This is a genomic window from Providencia sp. PROV073, assembly GCF_033688125.1.
GTDB lineage: Bacteria > Pseudomonadota > Gammaproteobacteria > Enterobacterales > Enterobacteriaceae > Providencia > Providencia hangzhouensis.
In genome coordinates this window covers 3,814,973-3,836,039 of sequence record NZ_CP096353.1, presented here as the reverse complement: position 1 = coordinate 3,836,039, position 21,067 = coordinate 3,814,973, and the positions used below count along the sequence as shown (strand labels likewise).

17 protein-coding genes and 1 pseudogene are annotated in these 21,067 nt (G+C 43.3%); 10 read left to right on the top strand and 8 right to left on the bottom strand.

What is annotated here, in order from left to right; genetic code table 11:
* The first annotated feature begins 81 nt into the window (after positions 1-81).
* The 6 genes from M1F17_RS17590 to M1F17_RS17565 are packed head-to-tail and all read left to right on the top strand — an operon-like array spanning position 82 to position 7,121.
* Positions 82-1,641: an ABC transporter substrate-binding protein gene (locus tag M1F17_RS17590; protein WP_144140543.1), complete on the top strand. Its 1,560-nt coding sequence runs from the start codon at positions 82-84 to the stop codon at positions 1,639-1,641.
* A gap of 51 nt (positions 1,642-1,692) precedes the next feature.
* Positions 1,693-2,640, top strand: a complete 948-nt coding sequence (locus M1F17_RS17585; protein ID WP_004259249.1) for an ABC transporter permease — start codon at positions 1,693-1,695, stop codon at positions 2,638-2,640.
* Positions 2,637-4,451: a dipeptide/oligopeptide/nickel ABC transporter permease/ATP-binding protein gene (locus tag M1F17_RS17580; protein ID WP_094961595.1), complete on the top strand. Its 1,815-nt coding sequence runs from the start codon at positions 2,637-2,639 to the stop codon at positions 4,449-4,451. The genes M1F17_RS17585 and M1F17_RS17580 overlap by 4 nt, the downstream gene beginning before the upstream one ends.
* A complete protein-coding gene (locus M1F17_RS17575) occupies positions 4,451-5,254 on the top strand; it encodes an ABC transporter ATP-binding protein (RefSeq protein ID WP_206277427.1) in 804 nt (267 codons plus the stop codon). The genes M1F17_RS17580 and M1F17_RS17575 overlap by 1 nt, the downstream gene beginning before the upstream one ends.
* Before the next feature lie 30 nt (positions 5,255-5,284).
* The gene (locus M1F17_RS17570) at positions 5,285-6,055 is read left to right on the top strand and encodes a FadR/GntR family transcriptional regulator (protein WP_004259240.1); all 771 of its coding nucleotides are present in this window, start codon (positions 5,285-5,287) and stop codon (positions 6,053-6,055) included.
* A 4-nt stretch (positions 6,056-6,059) separates the two neighbouring features.
* On the top strand, positions 6,060-7,121 hold the full coding sequence (locus M1F17_RS17565; RefSeq protein ID WP_036958059.1) for an osmoprotectant NAGGN system M42 family peptidase: 1,062 nt from the start codon (positions 6,060-6,062) through the stop codon (positions 7,119-7,121).
* Positions 7,122-7,190: 69 nt separating this feature from the next.
* Here the strand turns inward: M1F17_RS17565 and dsdA are convergent, their stop codons facing one another.
* Both dsdA and dsdX read right to left on the bottom strand, forming a co-directional pair.
* The gene (dsdA, locus tag M1F17_RS17560) at positions 7,191-8,525 is read right to left on the bottom strand and encodes a D-serine ammonia-lyase (protein ID WP_206277428.1); all 1,335 of its coding nucleotides are present in this window, start codon (positions 8,523-8,525) and stop codon (positions 7,191-7,193) included.
* Between the two features lie 12 nt (positions 8,526-8,537).
* Entirely contained in the window at positions 8,538-9,875 is a 1,338-nt protein-coding gene (dsdX, locus tag M1F17_RS17555) for a D-serine transporter DsdX (RefSeq protein WP_094961591.1), read from the bottom strand.
* A 217-nt stretch (positions 9,876-10,092) separates the two neighbouring features.
* On the opposite strand from dsdX, the gene dsdC reads away from it, so the two are divergent.
* The 3 genes from dsdC (at position 10,093) to M1F17_RS17540 (ending at position 12,740) form a co-directional block, all read left to right on the top strand.
* Complete coding sequence (gene dsdC / locus M1F17_RS17550) at positions 10,093-11,064, top strand: DNA-binding transcriptional regulator DsdC (protein WP_004259232.1); 972 nt, start codon at positions 10,093-10,095, stop codon at positions 11,062-11,064.
* Positions 11,065-11,107: 43 nt separating this feature from the next.
* A complete protein-coding gene (locus M1F17_RS17545; RefSeq protein ID WP_094961590.1) occupies positions 11,108-12,148 on the top strand; it encodes a LacI family DNA-binding transcriptional regulator in 1,041 nt (346 codons plus the stop codon).
* 124 nt (positions 12,149-12,272) lie between these two features.
* Positions 12,273-12,740, top strand: a complete 468-nt coding sequence (locus M1F17_RS17540; RefSeq protein WP_004259227.1) for a hypothetical protein — start codon at positions 12,273-12,275, stop codon at positions 12,738-12,740.
* Between the two features lie 43 nt (positions 12,741-12,783).
* Here M1F17_RS17540 and M1F17_RS17535 read toward each other — a convergent pair whose 3' ends face one another.
* From M1F17_RS17535 to M1F17_RS17520, 4 genes and pseudogenes are all read right to left on the bottom strand, one after another.
* Positions 12,784-13,758 (bottom strand): NAD(P)-dependent oxidoreductase, encoded by a 975-nt coding sequence (locus tag M1F17_RS17535; RefSeq protein ID WP_096864472.1) that lies wholly within the window; start codon positions 13,756-13,758, stop codon positions 12,784-12,786.
* Positions 13,759-13,768: 10 nt separating this feature from the next.
* Positions 13,769-15,049: pseudogene (locus M1F17_RS17530) on the bottom strand (MFS transporter).
* Between the two features lie 13 nt (positions 15,050-15,062).
* Complete coding sequence (locus M1F17_RS17525) at positions 15,063-16,043, bottom strand: sugar kinase (protein ID WP_318837088.1); 981 nt, start codon at positions 16,041-16,043, stop codon at positions 15,063-15,065.
* Positions 16,044-16,064: 21 nt separating this feature from the next.
* On the bottom strand, positions 16,065-16,814 hold the full coding sequence (locus tag M1F17_RS17520; RefSeq protein ID WP_094961586.1) for a sugar phosphate isomerase/epimerase family protein: 750 nt from the start codon (positions 16,812-16,814) through the stop codon (positions 16,065-16,067).
* A gap of 483 nt (positions 16,815-17,297) precedes the next feature.
* Here M1F17_RS17520 and M1F17_RS17515 point away from each other — a divergent pair, with 483 nt between their 5' ends.
* Positions 17,298-18,644, top strand: a complete 1,347-nt coding sequence (locus tag M1F17_RS17515) for a phosphoethanolamine transferase (protein ID WP_161595390.1) — start codon at positions 17,298-17,300, stop codon at positions 18,642-18,644.
* A gap of 60 nt (positions 18,645-18,704) precedes the next feature.
* Here the strand turns inward: M1F17_RS17515 and M1F17_RS17510 are convergent, their stop codons facing one another.
* Together M1F17_RS17510 and M1F17_RS17505 are read right to left on the bottom strand one after the other, a co-directional pair.
* Positions 18,705-20,177, bottom strand: coding sequence for an FGGY-family carbohydrate kinase (locus tag M1F17_RS17510; RefSeq protein WP_144140537.1), 1,473 nt, complete (start codon positions 20,175-20,177; stop codon positions 18,705-18,707).
* 11 nt (positions 20,178-20,188) lie between these two features.
* The gene (locus tag M1F17_RS17505; RefSeq protein WP_094961583.1) at positions 20,189-21,052 is read right to left on the bottom strand and encodes an L-ribulose-5-phosphate 3-epimerase; all 864 of its coding nucleotides are present in this window, start codon (positions 21,050-21,052) and stop codon (positions 20,189-20,191) included.
* Positions 21,053-21,067 lie beyond the last annotated feature (15 nt).

Below are 21,067 nucleotides of genomic sequence, written 5' to 3'. Positions count from 1 at the left end.
AAAAAGATAAAATTATTAACAAAATTGACACAAATCACACTTCACAATCATATAGCAATGTCAGCACTCAGGGGGAAGCAAATGAAAATGCGTTTATGTGGGTGGATAGCCAGTTTTTGGCTTTTATGCTTTATTTCGCTACCGACATTGGCAGTGAACCATCCTGATGTCTTGTTATTAGGGCAAGTTGCTGAGCCGCAGTCATTAGACCCACAAGTGGCAACCGCTGCGAATGATTCTCGAATTTTGGTTAACTTGTACGAAGGGTTAGTTCGCAATGCGGATGGTACATTAACGCTTGAACCTGCTTTAGCCCAATCATGGTCTGTTAGTGATGATGGTCTCACATATACTTTCCATTTACGCGAGAATATAAAATTTCATGATGGCAGCCCATTCAATGCGGATGCAGTCAAATTCACATTTGAACGAATGTTGGATAACCAGCACCCGTACTACCATACAGGGCCATTCCCATTATCATTTTTCTTTTCTGCAATAGACAAGATAGAAACTCCAGATGATAAAACGGTGGTGTTTACCTTAAAAGAACCGTTTGCCCCGTTTTTATCGAACTTAGCGACACCAGCAGGGCTGATTGTTTCACCCGCAGCAGTAAAGAAATATGACAAAGACTTTAGCCGGCACCCTAGCGGAACAGGTCCCTTCAAGTTTGATGAGTGGACCGCAAACCAAAGGGTGGTCGTATCCGCTAATGAAGACTATTGGGATGGTAAACCCAGTTTAAAACATGTTGTTTTTCGGCCTATCACTGACGCCAATACTCGGGTAGCCGAAATGTTATCGGGGGGAATTGATGCCATGGTGGAAGTCCCTGCTGATAACGTCCCATTATTTGTTAATGACAACCGCTTTCATGTTTATGAAGCCGTAGGGCCTCATGTTTGGTATGCCATGCTCAATGCGTCTCAGCCACCGTTTGATGATGTGCGTGTGAGGCAAGCCGTTAACTATGCGGTAAATAAAGACAATATTGTGAAATACATTCTTCAGAACTCTGCGGGGGTAGCACAAGGACCAATCCCATCGGCATTTGATTGGGCATTTGATGCAGAAACCAAGGCTTATCCTTATGACCCTGAAAAAGCACGCCAATTAATAGCAGAAGCAGGGGCTCAAGGGCAAAAAGTTATTTTTTATGTCACGGAAGGGGGCTCAGGGATGCTAGACCCGATCCCCATGGCGACAGCCATTCAAGCAGACCTGAAAGCGGTTGGGCTATCTGTCGAAATTCAAACCTTTGAATGGAATACTTACCTATCAAAGGTCAATGCAGGTCTAAAACAAGCGCATATGGCCGAAATGGCGTGGATGACGAATGACCCAGATACTTTACCCTTTTTAACCTTACATAGCGCTTCTTGGCCGGATAAAGGCGGGTTCAATTCTGGTTATTACAGTAACAAGCAGCTCGATAGGTTATTAGACAAAGCTCGAGTCACCAATAATCTCGAGGAGCGCGCCCAGTTATATCGGCAAGTACAAAAAATTGTTCATCAAGATGCCCCTTGGTTATTTGTGGCGAATTGGAAGCAAAATGCGGTCGCTAATGAGCATGTTAAACATTTCAAATTGCAGCCTAACTTTAACTTATTACTTAAAGACGTTCGTAAAGATTGATTAATGTGAATTGAATATTCAATTAATCTTTTGATTTTATGGGGAAAAACTATGTGGTTATACTGTTTGAAACGCATTTTAGCGACCATACCCATACTGATTGGTTTGACGTTAATTGTCTTTTTTATCATGGCAATGATCCCTGGAGACCCTGCTCAAGCGCTGCTTGGCCCTTGGGCGACTCCTGAAAATGTGGCTAGAGTAAAAACAGAGCTTGGGTTGGATAAGCCGTTATATCAGCAATATTTTATTTGGATGCATAATTTAATTTCGGGTGACTTTGGCCGTTCATTTGTTCTTAACCGGCCTGTCGTTGATGAAGTTTTAGAGCGATTTTCTGCCACATTAATTTTGGGCGGAAGTGCGTTGTTACTGAGTTCAGTTTTAGGGTTACTGGCCGGAGTCCTTTCCGCCATTCGCCAATTCAGTTGGAGTGACCGATTTATTACACTTGCTGTTTTATTGGGTATCTCAATGCCATCTTTTTGGATCGGCTTATTGATGATTATGCTTTTTTCTGTTCAATTACAATGGTTTCCGGCATCAGGAATGTACGATATTTGGCAAGGCGGTGGCCTGAGCGATTTATTGCATCACCTTGTTTTACCCGCAGTGACGCTTTCATTAGTCGCGACAGGGGTGATAGCGCGTTTGACGCGCACAGCAATGTTAGAGGTACTGCGACTTGATTTTATTCGTACCGCAAGAGCAAAAGGCTTGAGTGAGCGCAAAGTGATTTTTCGCCATGCATTTCGCATGGCACTGGTTTCCGTTATCCCAGTCATTGGTATCCAAGCGGGCTTTGTTTTTGGTGGTGCGGTGTACATTGAAACCGTTTTTCAGTGGCCGGGGCTAGGCGCCATGTTAGTGAAGGCTGTGGCAACCCGTGACTTGTTTTTAGTTCAAGGGGGCGTATTGATTGCAGCAGCGTCCTATGTCTTTATCAATTTACTTGCGGATGTTGCGCAAGCCATGTTAGACCCGAGGTTGAAATCATGAGCCAGTCAGTGACCCCTGTTATTCAGCATCGTCATCGCCAATCGATTGGCTCATTATTACTGGCGAACCGTTTAGCAACTTTGGGCTTATTTACGTTATCTATCATTATGCTCTTGGCATTTTTAGCGCCTTGGCTACCTCTTGCTAATCCTGATGAAACAGATTTAGTTAATCGGCTACTTCCCGCTTTTTCATCTGGCCATTTATTAGGTACTGACCATTTAGGGCGAGATATTTTGTCTCGATTGCTGTGGGGAACGCGAGTATCCCTATTGGTCGGTATTTCCGCAACACTAATTGCGGCAATATTCGGCACCCTAATTGGCTTGGTAGCTGGGTATGTAGGCCATCGTACTGATACATTATTGATGCGTTGTATTGATATGCTAATGGCATTTCCATACATTTTATTAGCCTTAGCGATTGTAGCGGTACTTGGGCCAGGGCTACTCAATGCGTTGTATGCTATCGCATTAGTGAATATTCCCTTTTTTGCTAGGAATATTCGTGGGTTAACGGTGGGTTTACGTGATAGAGATTTTATACAAGCTGCAAGGTTGTCAGGTAAAAACCACCTACAAGTCCTATTAACGGAAGTGTTACCGAATGTCTTGCCAATCATTGTGGTTACCATGTCAACGACCATTGGCTGGATGATCTTAGAGACGGCAGGCTTGTCATTTTTAGGGCTAGGTACTCAACCACCGAATGCAGATTTAGGTTCAATGCTAGGGCAAGGGCGCGCACAAATGTTTGTTGCTCCTCATGTGGCATTGGTACCTGGTATTATGATCTTTCTTATTGTGATTAGTTTTAACCTGTTAGGGGATGGCGTGCGTGACATTCTTGATCCCCGGTTAAAATCAGGAGCCTTACAGCGATCACAACCGATGACACAGACTGACAGAGTTAATATTCCTGCGAAAACGGGAGGCGAACAAGTGGTATTAGAAGTCAAAGACTTGTCGGTCGCTTTTCGCCAAGGAAATCAATTACGCCCAACGGTAAAAGGGATCAGTTTTACCGTTGGTGCGGGGGAATGTTTAGGGCTAATTGGAGAAAGCGGTTCGGGTAAGAGTGTTACGGCTTTATCTGTAATGGGGTTGCTTGCATCGCCTCCTGCGTTGGTTACCGCTGGTGGTATTTATGTAGAACATGAAGAAATGTTGTCATTACCGTTATCTGTTATGCAGCGCCGTCGCGGTGCGAAGGTATCCTATATTTTCCAAGACCCGCTGACGACACTCCATCCGCAATTTACCATAGGTGTGCAATTGCGTGAGGCCATTACCGCTCACCAATCGTTGTCATTCTATGAGGCGAAAAATAAAGCCATTGAATTATTGGATAGCGTTGGGATCCCAGATGCGCAGGAGCGTTTTGATGCCTACCCCCATGAGCTTTCAGGCGGGCAGCGCCAGCGGGTAGGGATAGCGATGGCATTGGCTAATGATCCTGTGTTGATTATTGCCGACGAGCCGACCACCGCATTAGATGTTACGGTGCAGGCGCGTATTTTAGAGTTACTCAACCAACTACGCCGTGAACGCGGTGTTGCACTCTTATTTATTACCCATGATTTCGCGGTTATTAACCAAATTTGCGACCGTGTTGCCGTCATGCAGCAAGGTGAGATAGTTGAAACAGGGGAGACACAAACGGTATTACGCCAGCCTCAGCATCCTTATACACAACGCCTGATCGCCAGTGTCCCTAAATTAGGGGAAGGGCGTGGATTTTTAAAACAAGTCCAACAACTTTATGGTCATCAGCCCAATGGTGATGATTTAACATCGGCTCAGGAGGTTTAATGAAAAAAGTGATTGAGGTTAATCAGTTGGTGAAAACCTTCGGGCAGCCAAGAAGCCTATTTCACCCTCGAGGGCGCCAAGTTCACGCACTAAAAAATATTTCATTATCGCTCTATGAAGGTGAAACCCTTGCTGTTGTAGGGGAGAGTGGCTCAGGAAAAAGTACCTTAGCGCGTATTTTAGTTGGGTTGGAGCGTGAAACCTCGGGGGAAATTACGGTATTAGGGCAAACTCGTGCCGAATGGCTGCAACAAGGTTCACGTGCATTTGGGCAAGCCGTTCAGTATGTTTTTCAAGACCCGGTTGCTTCTTTGAACCCCCGTAAAACGATAGGCGAGACATTAACGGTTCCATTGAAATACTTAAAGCACATGAACACATCACAAAGAGCGAAGCGTTTGGCGGAATTACTCGAAGCCGTCAATATGCCAATCGACGCTTTAGCTTGCTATCCTCATGAGTTTTCAGGAGGGCAGGCACAGCGGTTAGCGATTGCGAGAGCATTAGCTGCGGATGCACGAATATTGGTACTTGATGAACCCGTTAGTGCGCTGGATGTTTCGGTACAAGCGCAAGTTTTATTGTTATTAGAACAACTTAAACAACAGTTTTCATTATCGTATTTATTTATTAGCCATGATTTGGCGGTAGTGGAGTCGATTGCAGATAGAGTTGCCATACTCTATTTAGGGGATTTGCTAGAATGTCGAGATACCCGCAGCTTATTTGCCGCACCGGAGCATGAATATACGCGAAATTTATTGGCAAGTGCCCCACGAATTCGTGTTGATTCAGTCGATTAGAAACTTATTTAAACCAGTTGAGAAGCTAATATGAGCACCAATAAGCCAATGACGATAGAGTCAGTGCGTATTAAACGTACTGATGAAATCGTCAATGCGATAAAAGAAACCATTATGGCCAATAACCTCATACCCGGTGACCGTTTGCCACAAGAAAAAGAGTTAATTGAACATTATAACGCTAGCAAAAGCACTGTGAGAGAAGCATTAAAGTCATTGGAAGTTCAAGGGTTAATTAAAACAAAAACTGGGCCTGGTGGTGGCGCGTTTATTGATTCAATGACTGAAGCGCGAGCGATGAGTTTGTTATCGAACTATTTATTTACGCGGGATATATCAATCAAGGATATTTATACGTTACGTAAATTATTAGAACCGGTGGTAGCAGTCAGTGCCATTGATAATATCGATAACGCAGGAATTCAAAAGCTGTACGATACCATCGCCATTTATGACCATGAGCCCGTAGATGAAAATGAACGCTGGCAGCAACGAATGGCAGAACTGGATTTTCATGCGGTGGTCGCCAGCTATTCCGATAACGTTTTATTAGTGTTTATCTGCCATTTTTTACAACGCTTACTCAAAGACTTAGCCGTTTGTCAGGACATTTATTTAAAACCTGAGCCTGTCGACAGGCGCCAAGGCATCGAATACCAATATCAATTAATCGAGGCTTTACGCCGTAAAGATGCCGCTAAAGTTCAATCGGTAATGGAAGCACATATGGCTTATGCAGAACAAGCCATGTTAGCTCTACAAGCCACATTACAAGAACGTTTCTTAAGTGAGGATAGGTAATATAATGATAGATAAAGTATATCTGACCTCTGTATTAAAAACATTATTATGCACACCTAGCCCTGTAGGGATGACTGAACAAGCCGTTGCGCAAACTCACCAATGGTTGTCGGAGTTGGGGTTTACACCAAAATACACACGCCGCGGGGTGCTCTATATCACACTCGGTTCTGAAGAACCTAAACGTGCATTAGCCGCACACCTTGATACATTAGGGGCGATGGTGACACAACTCAAACCGAATGGGCGTTTGGCACTGCGTAATACAGGCACATGGGCAGCCCGTTTTGCGGAAGGTGCAAGGGTGACAGTATTTAGTGATGATCACCAATATCGTGGGACAATTTTGCCATTAAAAGCCTCAGGGCACCGTTTTAATACTGAGGTAGATACCCAAGTAGCCGATTGGGATAATTTAGAAATTCGCCTTGATGCCCCCTGTTATAACTTTGCTGATTTGCAATCCCATGGCTTAAACGTCGGTGATATTGTTGCAGTGGATGCTCAACCCGAATTCATTGATAACGGTTTTATTGTATCGCGTCATTTGGATGATAAAGCCGGATGTGCAGTGATGTTAGCCGCATTAAAATCACTGGTGGATGACGGTATTGTGCCAGCGGTATCTTGCCAAATGATGTTCACGATTTCAGAAGAGGTCGGTATCGGAGGCACCCACGGTTTTGGTCCGCAAGTTCAAGAGTTATTGGCGATTGATAACTCCGTTTCTGCGCCAGACCAAACCACAAGGGATGACGCCCTCACCTTAGCTTTTCGCGACAGAACCGGCCCGTTTGATTTAGCAATTACGCGGCATTTATTACAATTATGCCAGCAGTATGATATTCCTCACGTCCGCGATACGTTTAAACATTATCGTTCGGATAGTGCTGCAGCAATTGATGCAGGATGGGATATTCGTGCGGCTTTAGCATGTTTCGCACTAGATAGCTCCCACGGTTGGGAAAGGACTCATTTGGACTCATTAGTCGCGCTCGCGACTTTAGTGAGACGCTATATTGAAAGTGATTTAGTCCCATTACCGGGGCAATCATTGCAAAACTAATAATTTGCGGCTGATGGTAAAAAGCCCTCATATCATTTAACGTGAGGAGGGCTTTGAACATGTTAATTGTTAACTTAGATTGGCTTGTGATAAATATTTTTGCATCTCATCTGCGGGTACCATACCGCCACCTGTTGCCCATACCAGATGTGTTGCGTTGGCCAGTTGCTTAGGCGTGAGTGATTTGGATTGCAAATAATCTGTGTTTTGCGTGACATGCACACTGCCAGTCATACCCGCCAAGGCCGAAGGCTCTAATTTAATAGATTCGGTCTGGTTGAGTAAGCCTAACAGGTTATACATTTCGCTATCATCGATAGTGTAATAACCATCAATCAACCGCTCCATCGCGCGCCCCACAAAACCGGATGCGCGGCCAACGGCAAGGCCATCAGCGGCAGTGATATTATCGATACCAATCTCTTGAACTGACACGCCATCATGTAACCCGGTATGTACTCCTAACAACATACAAGGTGAATGCGTTGGTTCTGCAAATAAGCAATGGGCGGCATCCCCAAAGGCGAGTTTTAACCCGAAAGCAACGCCACCGGGGCCACCACCAACACCACAAGGTAAATAGACAAATAGCGGGTGGTCGTTATCCACTGTAATCCCTTGCTCTACAAATTGTTTTTTTAGACGAAGGCCTGCGACGGCATAGCCAAGAAATAGGGTCGTGGAGTTTTCATCATCAATAAAAAAGCAGTTTGGGTCTTTTTCTGCTTCTTTACGGCCTTGTTCAACGGCGATGCTGTAATCTTGCTCATATTCCACAACATTTACACCATGTGAACGCAATTTGTCTTTTTTCCATTGTCTGGCATCTGCGGACATATGCACGCTGACGCTAAAGCCAAGTTTAGCGCTCATAATGCCGATGGACATGCCAAGGTTACCGGTTGAGCCCACCGCGATGCGGTATTGGCTAAAGAATTGACGAAATTGTTCAGAGATTAAAATCTCATAATTATCATCTGTTGATAATAAACCTGCTGCTAAAGCCAATTTTTCTGCATGGGTTAAAACCTCATAGATGCCTCCGCGGGCTTTGATTGAGCCTGAAATTGGTAGGTGGCTATCTTTTTTCAGTAACATTTTCCCTGTTATTGGCGTTTGATACCGTTTTTCCAGCGCGGCCTGCATGTTGGGAATATCGATAACTTCAGATTCAATAATCCCTTGTGTCGCTTGAGTTTCTGGAAACGCTTTCATCAAATAAGGCGCAAAGCGGTTTAAGCGCGCTTCTGCATCTTGAACATCTTCAATGGTTAGCCCGACATAAGGCAAACCCGCTTGCGTCGTCGTGACCTTTGGGTTGAACCACGCAATTTGCTTTAAATCGATTAAGTCCTGAACTAAAGGGTAGTCAGCAATTAACTTATCAACATTTATCTGAGTCATAATTACTCTCTTTTAAATCACAAATGAAAGTGCAAAAGTCCCGGCCAGCGCGACGAAAGACGCAATCAACGTGGCGACACTATAAAAACGGAATGTTTCGGCTAAAGTCGCATTACAGTACTGTTTGACTAACCAGAACAATGAATCAGTGACGATAGTGCAGCCAATTGCGCCTGAGCCAATGGCTAATGTCATAATTTCTGGGCTAATGTGTGGGTACATTGGCATTAGCGGAGCAACAATCGCCGTTGCGCCCATCATCGCAACGGTGGCAGAACCGACAGCGGCATGAAGAATAATGGCGACTAGCCAAGCCAGTAAAATTGGGTGCATATCAATACCAGATAACACCATCGCTAAGGAATCGCTCAGTCCACTGCCTTTTAAGATACCGTTAAATGCCCCGCCCGCACCGATAATCAATAAAATATTAGCGATTGAGCTAAAACTCTCTTCGGTTTTGCTGAGTAATACGCTCATACCCATGTTACGTCGGATCCCTAACATGTAATAAGCGACAAAAGCGGCAATAAACATAGCGGTTATTGGGTTACCAATAAACTGTAAGAGGGTAAATAACTGGCTATCTTTGCTCATGTTCAAGTCAGCGGCAGTCTTGATTAACATGAGGGCAATTGGCAATAACACCGTGAACAGTGTCGCACCTAAAGAAGGTAAGTCTTTTTCTTCACGTACCTCAAGATCTGAGAACGCTTCTGGCACAGTTTTAAACGGTAAGCGGTCACCTAAGAATTTGAGGAACAGTGGCCCGCCGACTAATGATGCGACTAGGCCTACGGCTAACCCTGCAACAATCACCGTACCAATATCAGCACCTAATTCATTTGTGACAAATAGAGCAGCAGGGTGTGGCGGTACGATGCAATGGACGGCCATCAGCGCAGTACACAATGGGATCGCTAACTTTAATAATGAAGTATTGGTTCTTTTGGCAATGGAAAATGCGAGTGGGATCAGTAACACCACACCGACCTCAACAAACAGGGTGATACCGCAGATTAACCCAATGAGTACCATGGTGACATCGGGAGTCAACCAACGGCTTTTTTGTAATGTCACCCCAATTCGCTCTGCTGCCCCGGAGATTTCCATCATTTTTCCAAGAATAGTTCCTAGCCCGATAATGGCAGCTAAGAAACCAAGTGTACCCCCAATGCCATTTTCGATAGCGTTGACCATCTCCAATGGATTCATTTGCATGGAGATACCGACAAAGAAGCTGGCGAGTAAAAGTGCTAAAAAGGGATGAAACTTAAATTTAATAATTGAAACGATGATTAGTAAAATACTGATAACTAAAGTACCAATCATCCACATTGTAGAGTCCATATCCTACCTCTGATCATCTTGTTATTGTTTTTCTATTGGATAATAAATATTCAGTGGTGACAAACGATGAAACACGAGCTTTAGATGAATTAAATTAACTCAAAGGTGTGATATTAGTCATATAAAACGGAGAGTAGCGTCTTTGGGTCATCTAAATTCATCTTAAAAAGGGTATTGTAGAAATCATTGAGTATCGTTGTTTTTATTGGAGGCGTTGATGTCAGAAAATTTCAATCAATTTGAGCAATCTGGATTTATTCAATGGAATAAACGGCTATCAAGTTATCAGCTATCGCGCCTACATACCTTTGAAGCAGCAGCACGGCATAGCTCTTTTGCATTAGCGGCACAGGAGTTGGCATTAACACCCAGTGCAGTTAGCCACCGAATTAATACGTTAGAAGGGGAGTTAGGTTTTAAATTATTTGAGCGTTTTCATCGGCGTATTGAGCTGACGATTGATGGTGAGCGAATTTATTGGGCACTACGCAAAAATTTGGATGATATTAACCAAGAAATTATTGATATCAAAAACCAAGAAATCTCGGGTGAACTTACGGTGTATTCACGACCATCCATCGCCCAGTGCTGGTTAATTCCCAAAATTGCGGATTTTGCTAACCAATATCCCTCAATTCAGTTAAATCTATTAACGGGCAACGATGACGTTAACTTTCGTGGCTATGGCATTGATATTGCTATTTATTATGATGATATCACTCGGCCCAATTTATATTGTGAAGATTTAATGTCAGAGTCAATTGTTCCGGTCTGTAGCCCGCAATATGCTAAACAACATGATTTGCTTAATAATATTCATCAATTGAAAAATTGTACTTTGCTACATGATAGACAAGCTTGGAGCAGTAACTCTGATTATGATGAATGGAAGGCGTGGAGTGAACATTACCAATTAACCTTGTTTCCTCATCGCCGAAACCTATGCTTTGATCGCTCTGATTTAGCGATTGTTGCCGCAATGAACCATGCCGGTGTGGCGATGGGACGTAAACAATTGGTTGAAAAACGCTTAAAGCGCCAAGAACTAGTAATGCCATTTGGTGATATTTCGCTGAAGTGCCAACAGCGCCACTATTTTGCGATGCTAAATGATAAACGAAACCCGAAGGCGGATATTTTTATTCAATGGTTAAAACAGCAAGTTAACGCAATACCACAAGTAAAATGATGCTTATTCGAGTAAGATAACCTCTTGGTGATGTTTCTAGAGAATGGAAAAACCTGAAGCTATGGCCCCGAAAACGCAAAAAGTTGCCACGATCAAAGATGTCGCTGCCAAAGCTCAGGCAGGGAAAACCAGTATCTCACGTTATTTGAATGGTGAATTTCATTTGCTTTCTGATAATTTACGTCAACGCATTGAAAGCGCCATTCGTGAATTAAACTATCGCCCAAACCAAATGGCGCGCAGCTTGAAACATGGGCGGACAGGCTTGATTGGCTTGATTATTGCCGATATTGGTAATCCATTCTCTGTTGAAGTATTAAAAGGGGTAGAAGCCGAGTCAATCAAACAAGGTTTCATGACCGTGGTTTGCAATGCAGATAACAGCATTGAGCGTGAATGCCAATTTATTCAATTGCTAAAAGGTTACCGCGTTGATGGGCTTATCATAAATTCAGCGGGTGTTAACGAACAATTCATTGAAGTGCTGAAAGAAACCACCCTACCTTTCGTCTTGTTAGATAGAAAAATCGACAATTTTCCCAGTGACATGGTGGGGCTAGATAACCCCGCTTCTGCACAAATGGCCTTTAATCATCTGATTGAACAAGGGTTTGAAGCGATTTGCTTCGTGACTGAGCCCATTGTGTATAACAGCGCACGCCAAGAGCGCTTACAGACCTTTCAAGCGTTATCGCAGAGCCATCAACATATCCAAAGCGAATTTCATGAAGTGACCTTGCCTGACCCTGCAAAATTAGAGGCCATTGTTGCCGATTTTTGTACTGCACATCGTGGTATGCGCAAAGTGATTGTTGCCGCTAATGGAGTGCTCACTTTGCAGTTGGCATATGTCATGAATAAACAAGGGTTACGTTGGGGAACGGATATTGGCTTTTTGAGTTTCGATAACCTCGAATGGGCGGCATTGGCTGGGCAAGGGGTAACCTCAGTGTCTCAGCCGACAGCGGAAATGGGGCATAAAGCGGTGGAGTGCTTATTGGAAAAACTTGAAAACCCAGATAAGCCACCAATGCAATATTTATTTAATGGGGAATTGCTGATCCGAAAATCGACGACATTGTAGTCTTTGGGGCTAAGTTATTCGGTTCTTAAAATTTCGTTACTATTTCTCAATTTGGCTTAAGGTTTGTTGCATGTATACTGATATGCAGATTATGTTATAACCATTTTGAGGGCATAGGGAACATATGAGAAAGATAGGGATATTATTGCTAGCTAGCCTTGTTTTAGCGGGGTGTAGCACCAGAAGCGGTATCAAAGAATATACCTGCCAAGTTGACCAAAGCTATAATCACATCACATTAGAGCGAAATGGCAAATTTATTTTTCCAACGGGTGCAAGTAAGGTACAAGTCTTTTTCAATAATAATCAGGTTAATATCGTTGATTTTGTTGGCTATGAGTATATGAGTTATCCGTTAGTGAAAAGTACGGAACAGCGACGCGTTGAGAAAATAAAAGATTTTAACATCGTGATAAATAAAGGTGATTATTATTCTGATGTCAATGGCATGTTGGAGATATACTCACCCAGTCAAAAAACCGTCGGATTATATTATTTAGCGCCATCAACCAGTAAACTGAATTCTATCCAATTTTTGACCGAGTGTGAGCGAAGCAATGTTGCTCGCCCGGGACACGCTCATGCGCATTGATGGTTAAAGAGCCAAAGAGCCCTAATAAATTAGGGCATTCCAGCTATTTTGCTATTTCAGGGTTAACACAATTTTGGCTTAGGTCGCCCTTTAAGGCGGCTATTAGGTTATCAACAGCACACTCGACCATGGCGTAACGGGTTTCATGGGTGGCAGAACCGATGTGCGGCAGAGCAACCACATTTGGCAGCGTGAGTAGCTTAGAGTTGCTTGGAAGGGGTTCAACTTCAAACACGTCTAAACCCGCCCCGCGAATTGTGCCACTTTCTAATGCATCGATCAGGGCGGCTTCATCGACGATACGGCCTCTTGAACCGTTGATCAAAAATGCACTGGGTTTCATTTTTGCCAACTCATTTTTACCGATCAACTTTTCGGTTGACGCTGATAATGGCAGCACGACACAGACAAAATCCGATTCTGCCAGCAACGTATCGAGGTCACAACGACGTGCCTTAAGTTGGGTTTCTGCATCGGGGTGGATATGGTTATTGTAATAGAGAACTGGCATCCCGAAGCCTAAATAAGCGCGTTTGGCAACGGCATAGCCAATGCGGCCCATGCCTAAAATACCGATAGTTTTCCCATTCACATTACTGCCATATGCATCTTCACCAATACTTTGAGTCCATTGGCCATTTTTGACCATCTCAGCCATTTCGATAATGCGGCGTGCACTGCAAAGCACTAACGTAAAAATGGTGTCGGCGGTGGTTTCGGTTAATACATTAGGTGTATGCATTAATGCAATCTTTCTAGCATTCATTGCATCAATATCAAATTGATCGACACCAACGGAAATGGTCGATGCCGCTTTCAAATTCGGAGCATTGGCAATGTCATCTGCCGTGATAGGATAGCTGGCCCCGATAATGCCGTCAGCGCGGGATAACGCTTGTTTAAAGCTAGCGAGATTTTCAGGTGTAACGCTATCAAATACAGTAACATTAAAGTGTTGCTGTAGCCGTTCAAGTTGATCCGTAGGAATGGATTTATATAAAATAATATTCTGTTTCATAGTATCCCTTTTAAGCATGCTTCGTGATGACAACATCACTGTTTTGTTCTTGGTTTGGTTTGACTATCAAGGTAAAGAAAACCGAGGCTAATAATGCGAGTCCCATAAACATATACGAAGCACTTGGGCTACCGGTTGCTCCATTTTAATAGCCAACAAACCATGAACCAAAGAATGAACCTAATGCGCCCATACTATTGATTAATGCCATTGCACCACCTGCAACGTTCTTTGGCAACATTTCAGGAATGATAGCGAAGAAGGGCCCATATGGGGCGTACATTGCTGCACCCGCAATCACTAATAAGGTATAAGAGAACCAAAAATTCGTGCTACCGAGTAAGTACGAACCGAGGAAGCAAATCGCACCGAGTAAAAGCATTGGCCAAACGAATAGTTTGCGGTTATGCATACGGTCAGATGCCCATGATACGAGGATCATCGCTAAGGTTGCCGCAAGGTAAGGAACGGCAGAAAGCCAGCCTGTTTCTACCATCCCAAGGTTAGATGCTCCACGAATAATAGATGGCAGCCACAGTACGAAGCCATACACACCGATGCTCCAGCAAAAATACTGGGCGCACAGTAAAATCACGTTACGTGATTTAAAAGCTTCACGGTAGTTACGGACAGGTTTGATGTTTTTCTGTTCGTCACTGAGAATTTTATCTAATGTCTCTTTTTCAGTCTGGCTTAGCCAATTCACTTGGCTTGGTTTATCACGTGCTGTTCTCCACCAGAAAAAAGCCCACAAAATCGCTGGAACCCCTTCAATGATAAACATTTCACGCCAACCGAACGCTTGAATGAGATAACCGGATAGCACGGACATCCACAACACCGTGACTGGGTTACCTAAAATTAAAAAGGTATTGGCGCGTGAGCGTTCTGATTGAGTGAACCAGTTACTGATATAGATGAGCATCGCTGGCATCACGGCGGCTTCAACGACACCCAAACTAAAGCGAATAATCACTAGCATTGGGATATTACTGACCATTCCCGTTAAGCTGGCAAACATTCCCCAGAGAAAAATACAGGCAAAAATCAGTTTGCGGACACTGCGCTTTTCCGCGTAGATAGCGCCTGGTATTTGGAAAAAGAAATAGCCAAGGAAAAATAATGAGCCGAGTAGTGACGACATCCCTTTGGTAATGCCTAAGTCAGCGTTGATACCTGCAGCGGCGGCAAAGCTGTAGTTTGCTCTATCCAAATAAGCAAGGCTATAGGTGATAAACACGATTGGCATGATGCGCCACCAACGTGACGCTGCTGGAGTATTCATTGTCATAATCGATTTCCTTTTAACATGCAGCTTTAGTGGTGGTGGCGGAGAGTAATGCCATTTCATGCTGCAATTGCGCTTGAGTTGGTAAGCCTTCACTATCACCTATAACTTGAATGGCTCTAGCTCCAACAAAATTACCTCTTGCAACAGCTTGCGGTAGTGTTAAGCCTTCAAGTAAGGCGCTAATGACGCCAACGGCAAAACCATCGCCGGCACCGACGGTATCAATGACTTGTTTAATATGCACGGCAGGAACCATACCTTGTTGGTTACCCGCAGTTTTATAATATGCGCCGTGTTCTCCGGTTTTAATCACAACGGCTTCAACACCTTGAGCGAGGTAAAAGTCAGCAATAGACTCGGATTGGTCGAAGCCCGTCAGAATTTTGCCTTCTTTTAAGCCTGGTAAGACCCAATTAGCTTGGAACGCGAGTTGGTTGAGCTGTTCTACCATCGCTGTTTCACTCTTCCATAGAGAAGGGCGCAAGTTGGGGTCAAATGATAGTGTTTTTCCTGCATTTCGCACCCATTTCGCGGCGTACAGTGAAAGTTGATAGCTGGTGGGTGAAAGCGCAGCAGCCACGCCACTTAAATGTAAATGGCGTGCGGATAGAAAATAATCTTCATTAAAGTCTGTTAAATCTAAGTGACTTGCCGCAGAACCTTGACGAAAATACTCTACGATGGGATCGGTTCCATTTTCGGCTTTAGATTTGAGTTGAAAGCCAGTTGGGTAACGAGAATCTACCGTAACACATTGAGTATCTATATATTCATTATCCAATGTGGCTTGGATAAAACGCCCAAAAGAGTCATTACCTAAGCGGCTAATCCATCCCGTTTTTAACCCAAGGCGTGAAAGGCCAACAGCAACGTTGAGTTCAGCCCCTGCGGCACGGCGAACAAAGTTTTCGACCTCATGTAATTTCCCTGTTTGTGTGGCGACGAACATCATCATGGCCTCACCAAGAGTTACGACATCTAATTGGTTTTTCATAAAATTAATTCTCCCTCTAACCTAGAAAGTCTTTAACAGAGAAACATAGTATTCAGTGACTGCACGTAAATCATCGCCTTCGAGTGGAAACTCGATACCACAAGGAACGTCATTCGGTAGGGCGGTTAGCACTTCTTTCCAAGTGCCATCGCTGTCATCAAGTGCTACAGCAACACGTTTGTTGTCACGCAATTGGCAGGCTTTAACGTGAATGTAAGCGACTTGGGGAGCAAAAATATGTGCGGCTTTTAACGGATCTTCCCGATGCCAATGCCAGTTCGCCATATCAAACGCCATTTTTATGGGCATATTCTGGGTTTTGACATCAGCAAAAAAGCGTTCAAGAGGCGCAATATGACCACCGGCTTCTGTTTGGTCGTTCTCAATCACTAATTGGGTGGTGTATTGATTGATGACACCAATAACTTCGGATAAGTCATAGCACTCAGGTAGCTCACCAAGTGATAGTTTTAAAAAGCGTGCATTGAGTTGTTTGGCATCTTCGAAATAGCCTTGTAATTTGGTGATTGCGATAGGAGCTCGTTGTTGAAATAGGGTATCAGGAATAGAATAGACAGCTTTTAGTTGCCTTGCTTGTAGCTTATCAGCAATATCCGTCAGGCTATCATTCGGCAGCAAAAGCTCTTGGCGGATCTCCACGCCATCTGCATGGCTGTTTTGAATCACTTCGAATAAGGCTTGTTGGCCGCCTAATTGTTTTACGGTTTGCGCCCCATAGGCCGCAGTGACAACAATAATGTGTTTGCTCATGACTTTCCTCTGTCTGATTAAAGGGCATTTTGCCCATTTGTCATTGCGAATAATGTATTATGGAACCGGTTCCATAATGCTTTCTAGTGAGGAAAGAGCAAAATTAGAGCTGCATCACTAATCAAATGGCGATTAATGTTTAATTGCAGATCTTTATCACAACTCTAGATGTAATGGGTGTAACGCTTATTATTCATTCTGATAAATGAATTTATGGTATATAACTAGTTGATTACTAATTTTTTATCTTTCTTGATATACAGCTAACATGAAAATATGCCTAGTAAATGCGTGATTCTTCATAATTAATTATTGTTAGCTGTATCTCAATTTCGTCTTCTTCGTCTTTTAATGAAATAATATTTCAATATATTAATTAAGGTGTGAAATTTTAGTGCAATGCTACATTATTTCACAAACTCTACCCTGGCTACACCACAGCAACTCATAAATATAATAAGTTACGAAGATGAGGTTCTGAGTATGAAAGTAATGAAATTAACCGCACTTTATAGTGCGCTTCTGTTAGCTAGCGTTTCATGGGCTCAAGCAAATACCAATGAAAGTGCCGGCGTCTATAAAAAAGCCTGTACACCTGAGTTAATTCAAGCAGCAAAAAGCAATGCAGATATTTGCTATGGCGTGAATACGGCTAGTGATATTCAAATTACTAAAAAAAACGATGATAAATATAAGATAAAAGTTGTTATTATTGGTGAAAGTACCAATAAGAATTATATGAATACTTATGGCTACCCATTAGAAAATACACCGTTTCTTTCATCGGTAAATGGGCGTTTTTTCAATAATTTTATTAGTGCGGCATCCAATACGGTACCGACCTTAACGCGAGCTTTAGCGAAAAATGATTTAAAGACGATCACTCAGCACCATGAAAAGCCGTATTACAATAATAATTCAGTTGTTGATTTAGCCAACAAAGCGGGTTATGAAACTTATTATATCGGTAATAATGGCAGTTTTGGTGATGATGAAATTGGCTTTACAAATTATTTTCTAAAGGCGAATTATTTTTTACCGGTTAGAGACAGCAAGCCTGGTTTTGAAAACCTTTTCGTGCAAGAAAAGTTTGTCGTTGATGACAGTGTGAATAAACTCACCAATGATTTTAAAATGTTACCTGCCTTTAAAGCTGCGTTAAATAACCCGTCAGAGAAAGAAAAAGTCATTTTTGTTCATATGTGGGGGCCTCACCATGATGGTTGGCCGAAAGGAGCTTGCGAACTCGTTAAAAATAATTACAACATTAACCCTGAGCAATTTGATACTGGCTGGGGAAGTATAGCGAACTGTTATGTTTCAGCGATTAAACTGAGTGATGATTTTATTGGCGATATTTATAGTATCTTGCAAGAAAATAATAAAAATGGGGATTACCCGTTCTCCATTTTATATTTTTCTGACCATGGGCAAGGGCTAGTCAAAGCCAATAAGCAGCACGTAAAAGCACTGGAAGCAGAGTATAAAGGGTATATCAAAGACGGAAATCTATACTTACGCCATGGTCAACTCGTGAAAGGGGCATATCAAGTCCCATTAGTGGTCATCAATTCGGATGATACTAAACGTGAATTTCGCGATGAAATGTTAAGTGAGTGGAATTTATTTGATTACTTCGCGTCGTGGTTAGGAGTAGAAACTAACCTAACCTCCCCAGCGAAAAGTATCGTGGCGGAGACTATCACACCTGAAAAAGATATCGATGTCTTTGTTTTCCCACGGGACGAGTTTGTGAAGTACGATAGCTTGCCGCAGGATACCGTATTATCACCAGCCACAGTTAATACCAAAGTTGTCGCTGACAATTAATATGTCAAAAAATAAGGCAGAACCGAGCTATCAGTTCTGCCTTTATTTTTATTCAACAAGTTATTGACTCAATGCATCTGCAACTGCTTTAAAGCGGGCAAATTTATCACGTAACTGTTGATACCCAACGGCGTTTGGTTGGTAAGTCGTGATTTTTGGTGTGCTTGCCGCAATAGCGACATCAAAACCTGAATAGTAACCTGTTCCGACTGCGGCACAAAGTGCAGCGGCTTGGCAACCTGATTGCTGTACATTGACGACATCTAACGGCAAGTTACTGGCATCACAGAACATTTGCATCCACAGTGGTGACTGTGTTGGGCCACCCGTGAAACGAATAGATTCTGTTGTATTATCAAGGCCAACAATACGGTCTTGGTGCAATAAATGTGAAAATACAATCCCTTGATAGATAGCATAAACAATATCGGCATCCGTATGGTGTGAACTCAATCCGAGTAGACCACCGTGCAAATTACTGTGGTAGTTAGAACCGTACAGCCAAGGGAAAAATAGAATATCGTTTGGCCGCGTTGCCCCTTCAGCCACACAGTGATTCAGTACATCATAATCTTGCAAACGTTGATTGAAGAAGTGACGAGTGAACCACGCGAGGTTACTGGCGGAAGTCGGGCTGCCTTCGTGGACAAAATAGGTACCTGGAATACAGTATTTACTCCATACGTATGGGTAATCTGAAGGCACGATTTCATCGAAGACGCGTGTTGAAATGGTCCAAGTTCCGGCTACGGCGCTGAGTTTATCTTTTTGACTCACCCCTGACGCCAACGCTGCACCCACCACGTCAAAGAAGCCACCAAATACAGGGGTTCCTTCTACAAGTCCAGACTCAGCAGCGGCTTTGTGGGTTACCGTTCCTGCAAGTTGAGCCGAATTAATCACCGGTGCTAGTTTGTCATTTGCCTCATCAATACCAAATAGTTGGCATAATTTAGGGTCATAACTCGACAGGGTTTGGTTAAATAATTGGCTGCCAGAAATATTGGTTTCTTCGCAGGCAATTTGGTCGGTTAGACGGTAGCGAATGTAATCGTGGACCATCAAAACATGTTGAGTATCGCGATAATTATCGGGCTCGTGTTGTTTTAACCAACGTAACAGCGCTACAGGATGAGAAGCCCATAATTGCTGCAAACTCAATGGATAAGCTTTATCCGCGGTGCCGTCTTGGTGCCATTCATCAACAATAGATTGAGCTCGTGAATCAGATGACACAATCCCATTCCTAACCGGTTTTCCTTGGCTATTGAGTAAGTACAGCCCTTTGCCGTGAGAAGAAAAGCTGACACCGGAAATTTGGGCGGCGTTGAGCTGGCTATTTTGAATCGCTTGGCGAATCACGCTGCAAGCCGCTTCCCACAGCATTTCCATATTGCGTTCACTAAAACCTGCTTGTGGACTCTCAGTGGGAAAAGAATGTTCAGCAACGGTAATTTCTTGGCCTTCTGCGGTGTAGATACCCGCTTTAATGACGGTACCACCAAGGTCAACACCCATAAAAAATGCATTCATTATCGGCTCCTTTAGGCGTTGTGCCAGCCTGCTTGTTGCATTTTGTCTTCCATCCAATGACGAGCTTTGATAATTTCAATCAGTGGCTCATCGGCTTTTTCTGTCCACATTTCAATCAGGAAGGAGCCACGGTAATTTAAACGTTTTAATAATTTGAATAAATTAACAAAATCCACGCAGCCTTCACCGAAAGGCACATCACGGAATTGGCCTTTACAGGTTTCAGTCACCGCATACGTATCTTTTAAGTGAATTGCTGCGACGTGTTCAATTCCTTGGGTGAATTCTTTTTCGACATCATTGCCCCATGCCGTTAAGTTGCCGACATCAGGATACACCTTGAACCAAGGCGAGCGAATTTTATCGGAAAGCGTTTGCCATTTGCTAATGGAATTCATAAATGGCGTATCCATGATTTCTACCGCACACATCACTTGAGAAGCGGCCGCAATTTCACTGACCCATTGCATGCCTTTTTCGAAATTGGCAATCGTTTCGGCATCTTGCTCTTCATAGTAAACGTCATAACCCGCGAGCTGAATAGTGCGAATGCCTAAGTCTTGAGCGAGCTTAATGGCTTTTTCCATTAAGGTATAGGCCATCATGCGAGTGCCTTCATCATGGCTACCGAAAGGAAAACGGCGATGGCCCGATAAACACATACTTGGAATGCGAATACCTGTTTCTTGAATGGCTCTAACCACTTCCAGACGTTCAGCGGGGCTCCAGTCTAACCGAGCTAGACGTTCGTCAGTTTCATCTACTGACATCTCCACAAAATCATAACCTGCAGATTTTGCGATAACTAATTTTTCTAACCAACTGCTGTTTTTCGGTAATGCTTTTTCATAAATACCAATTGGATGCTTGCGCATGGTTTTCCCCTTGAA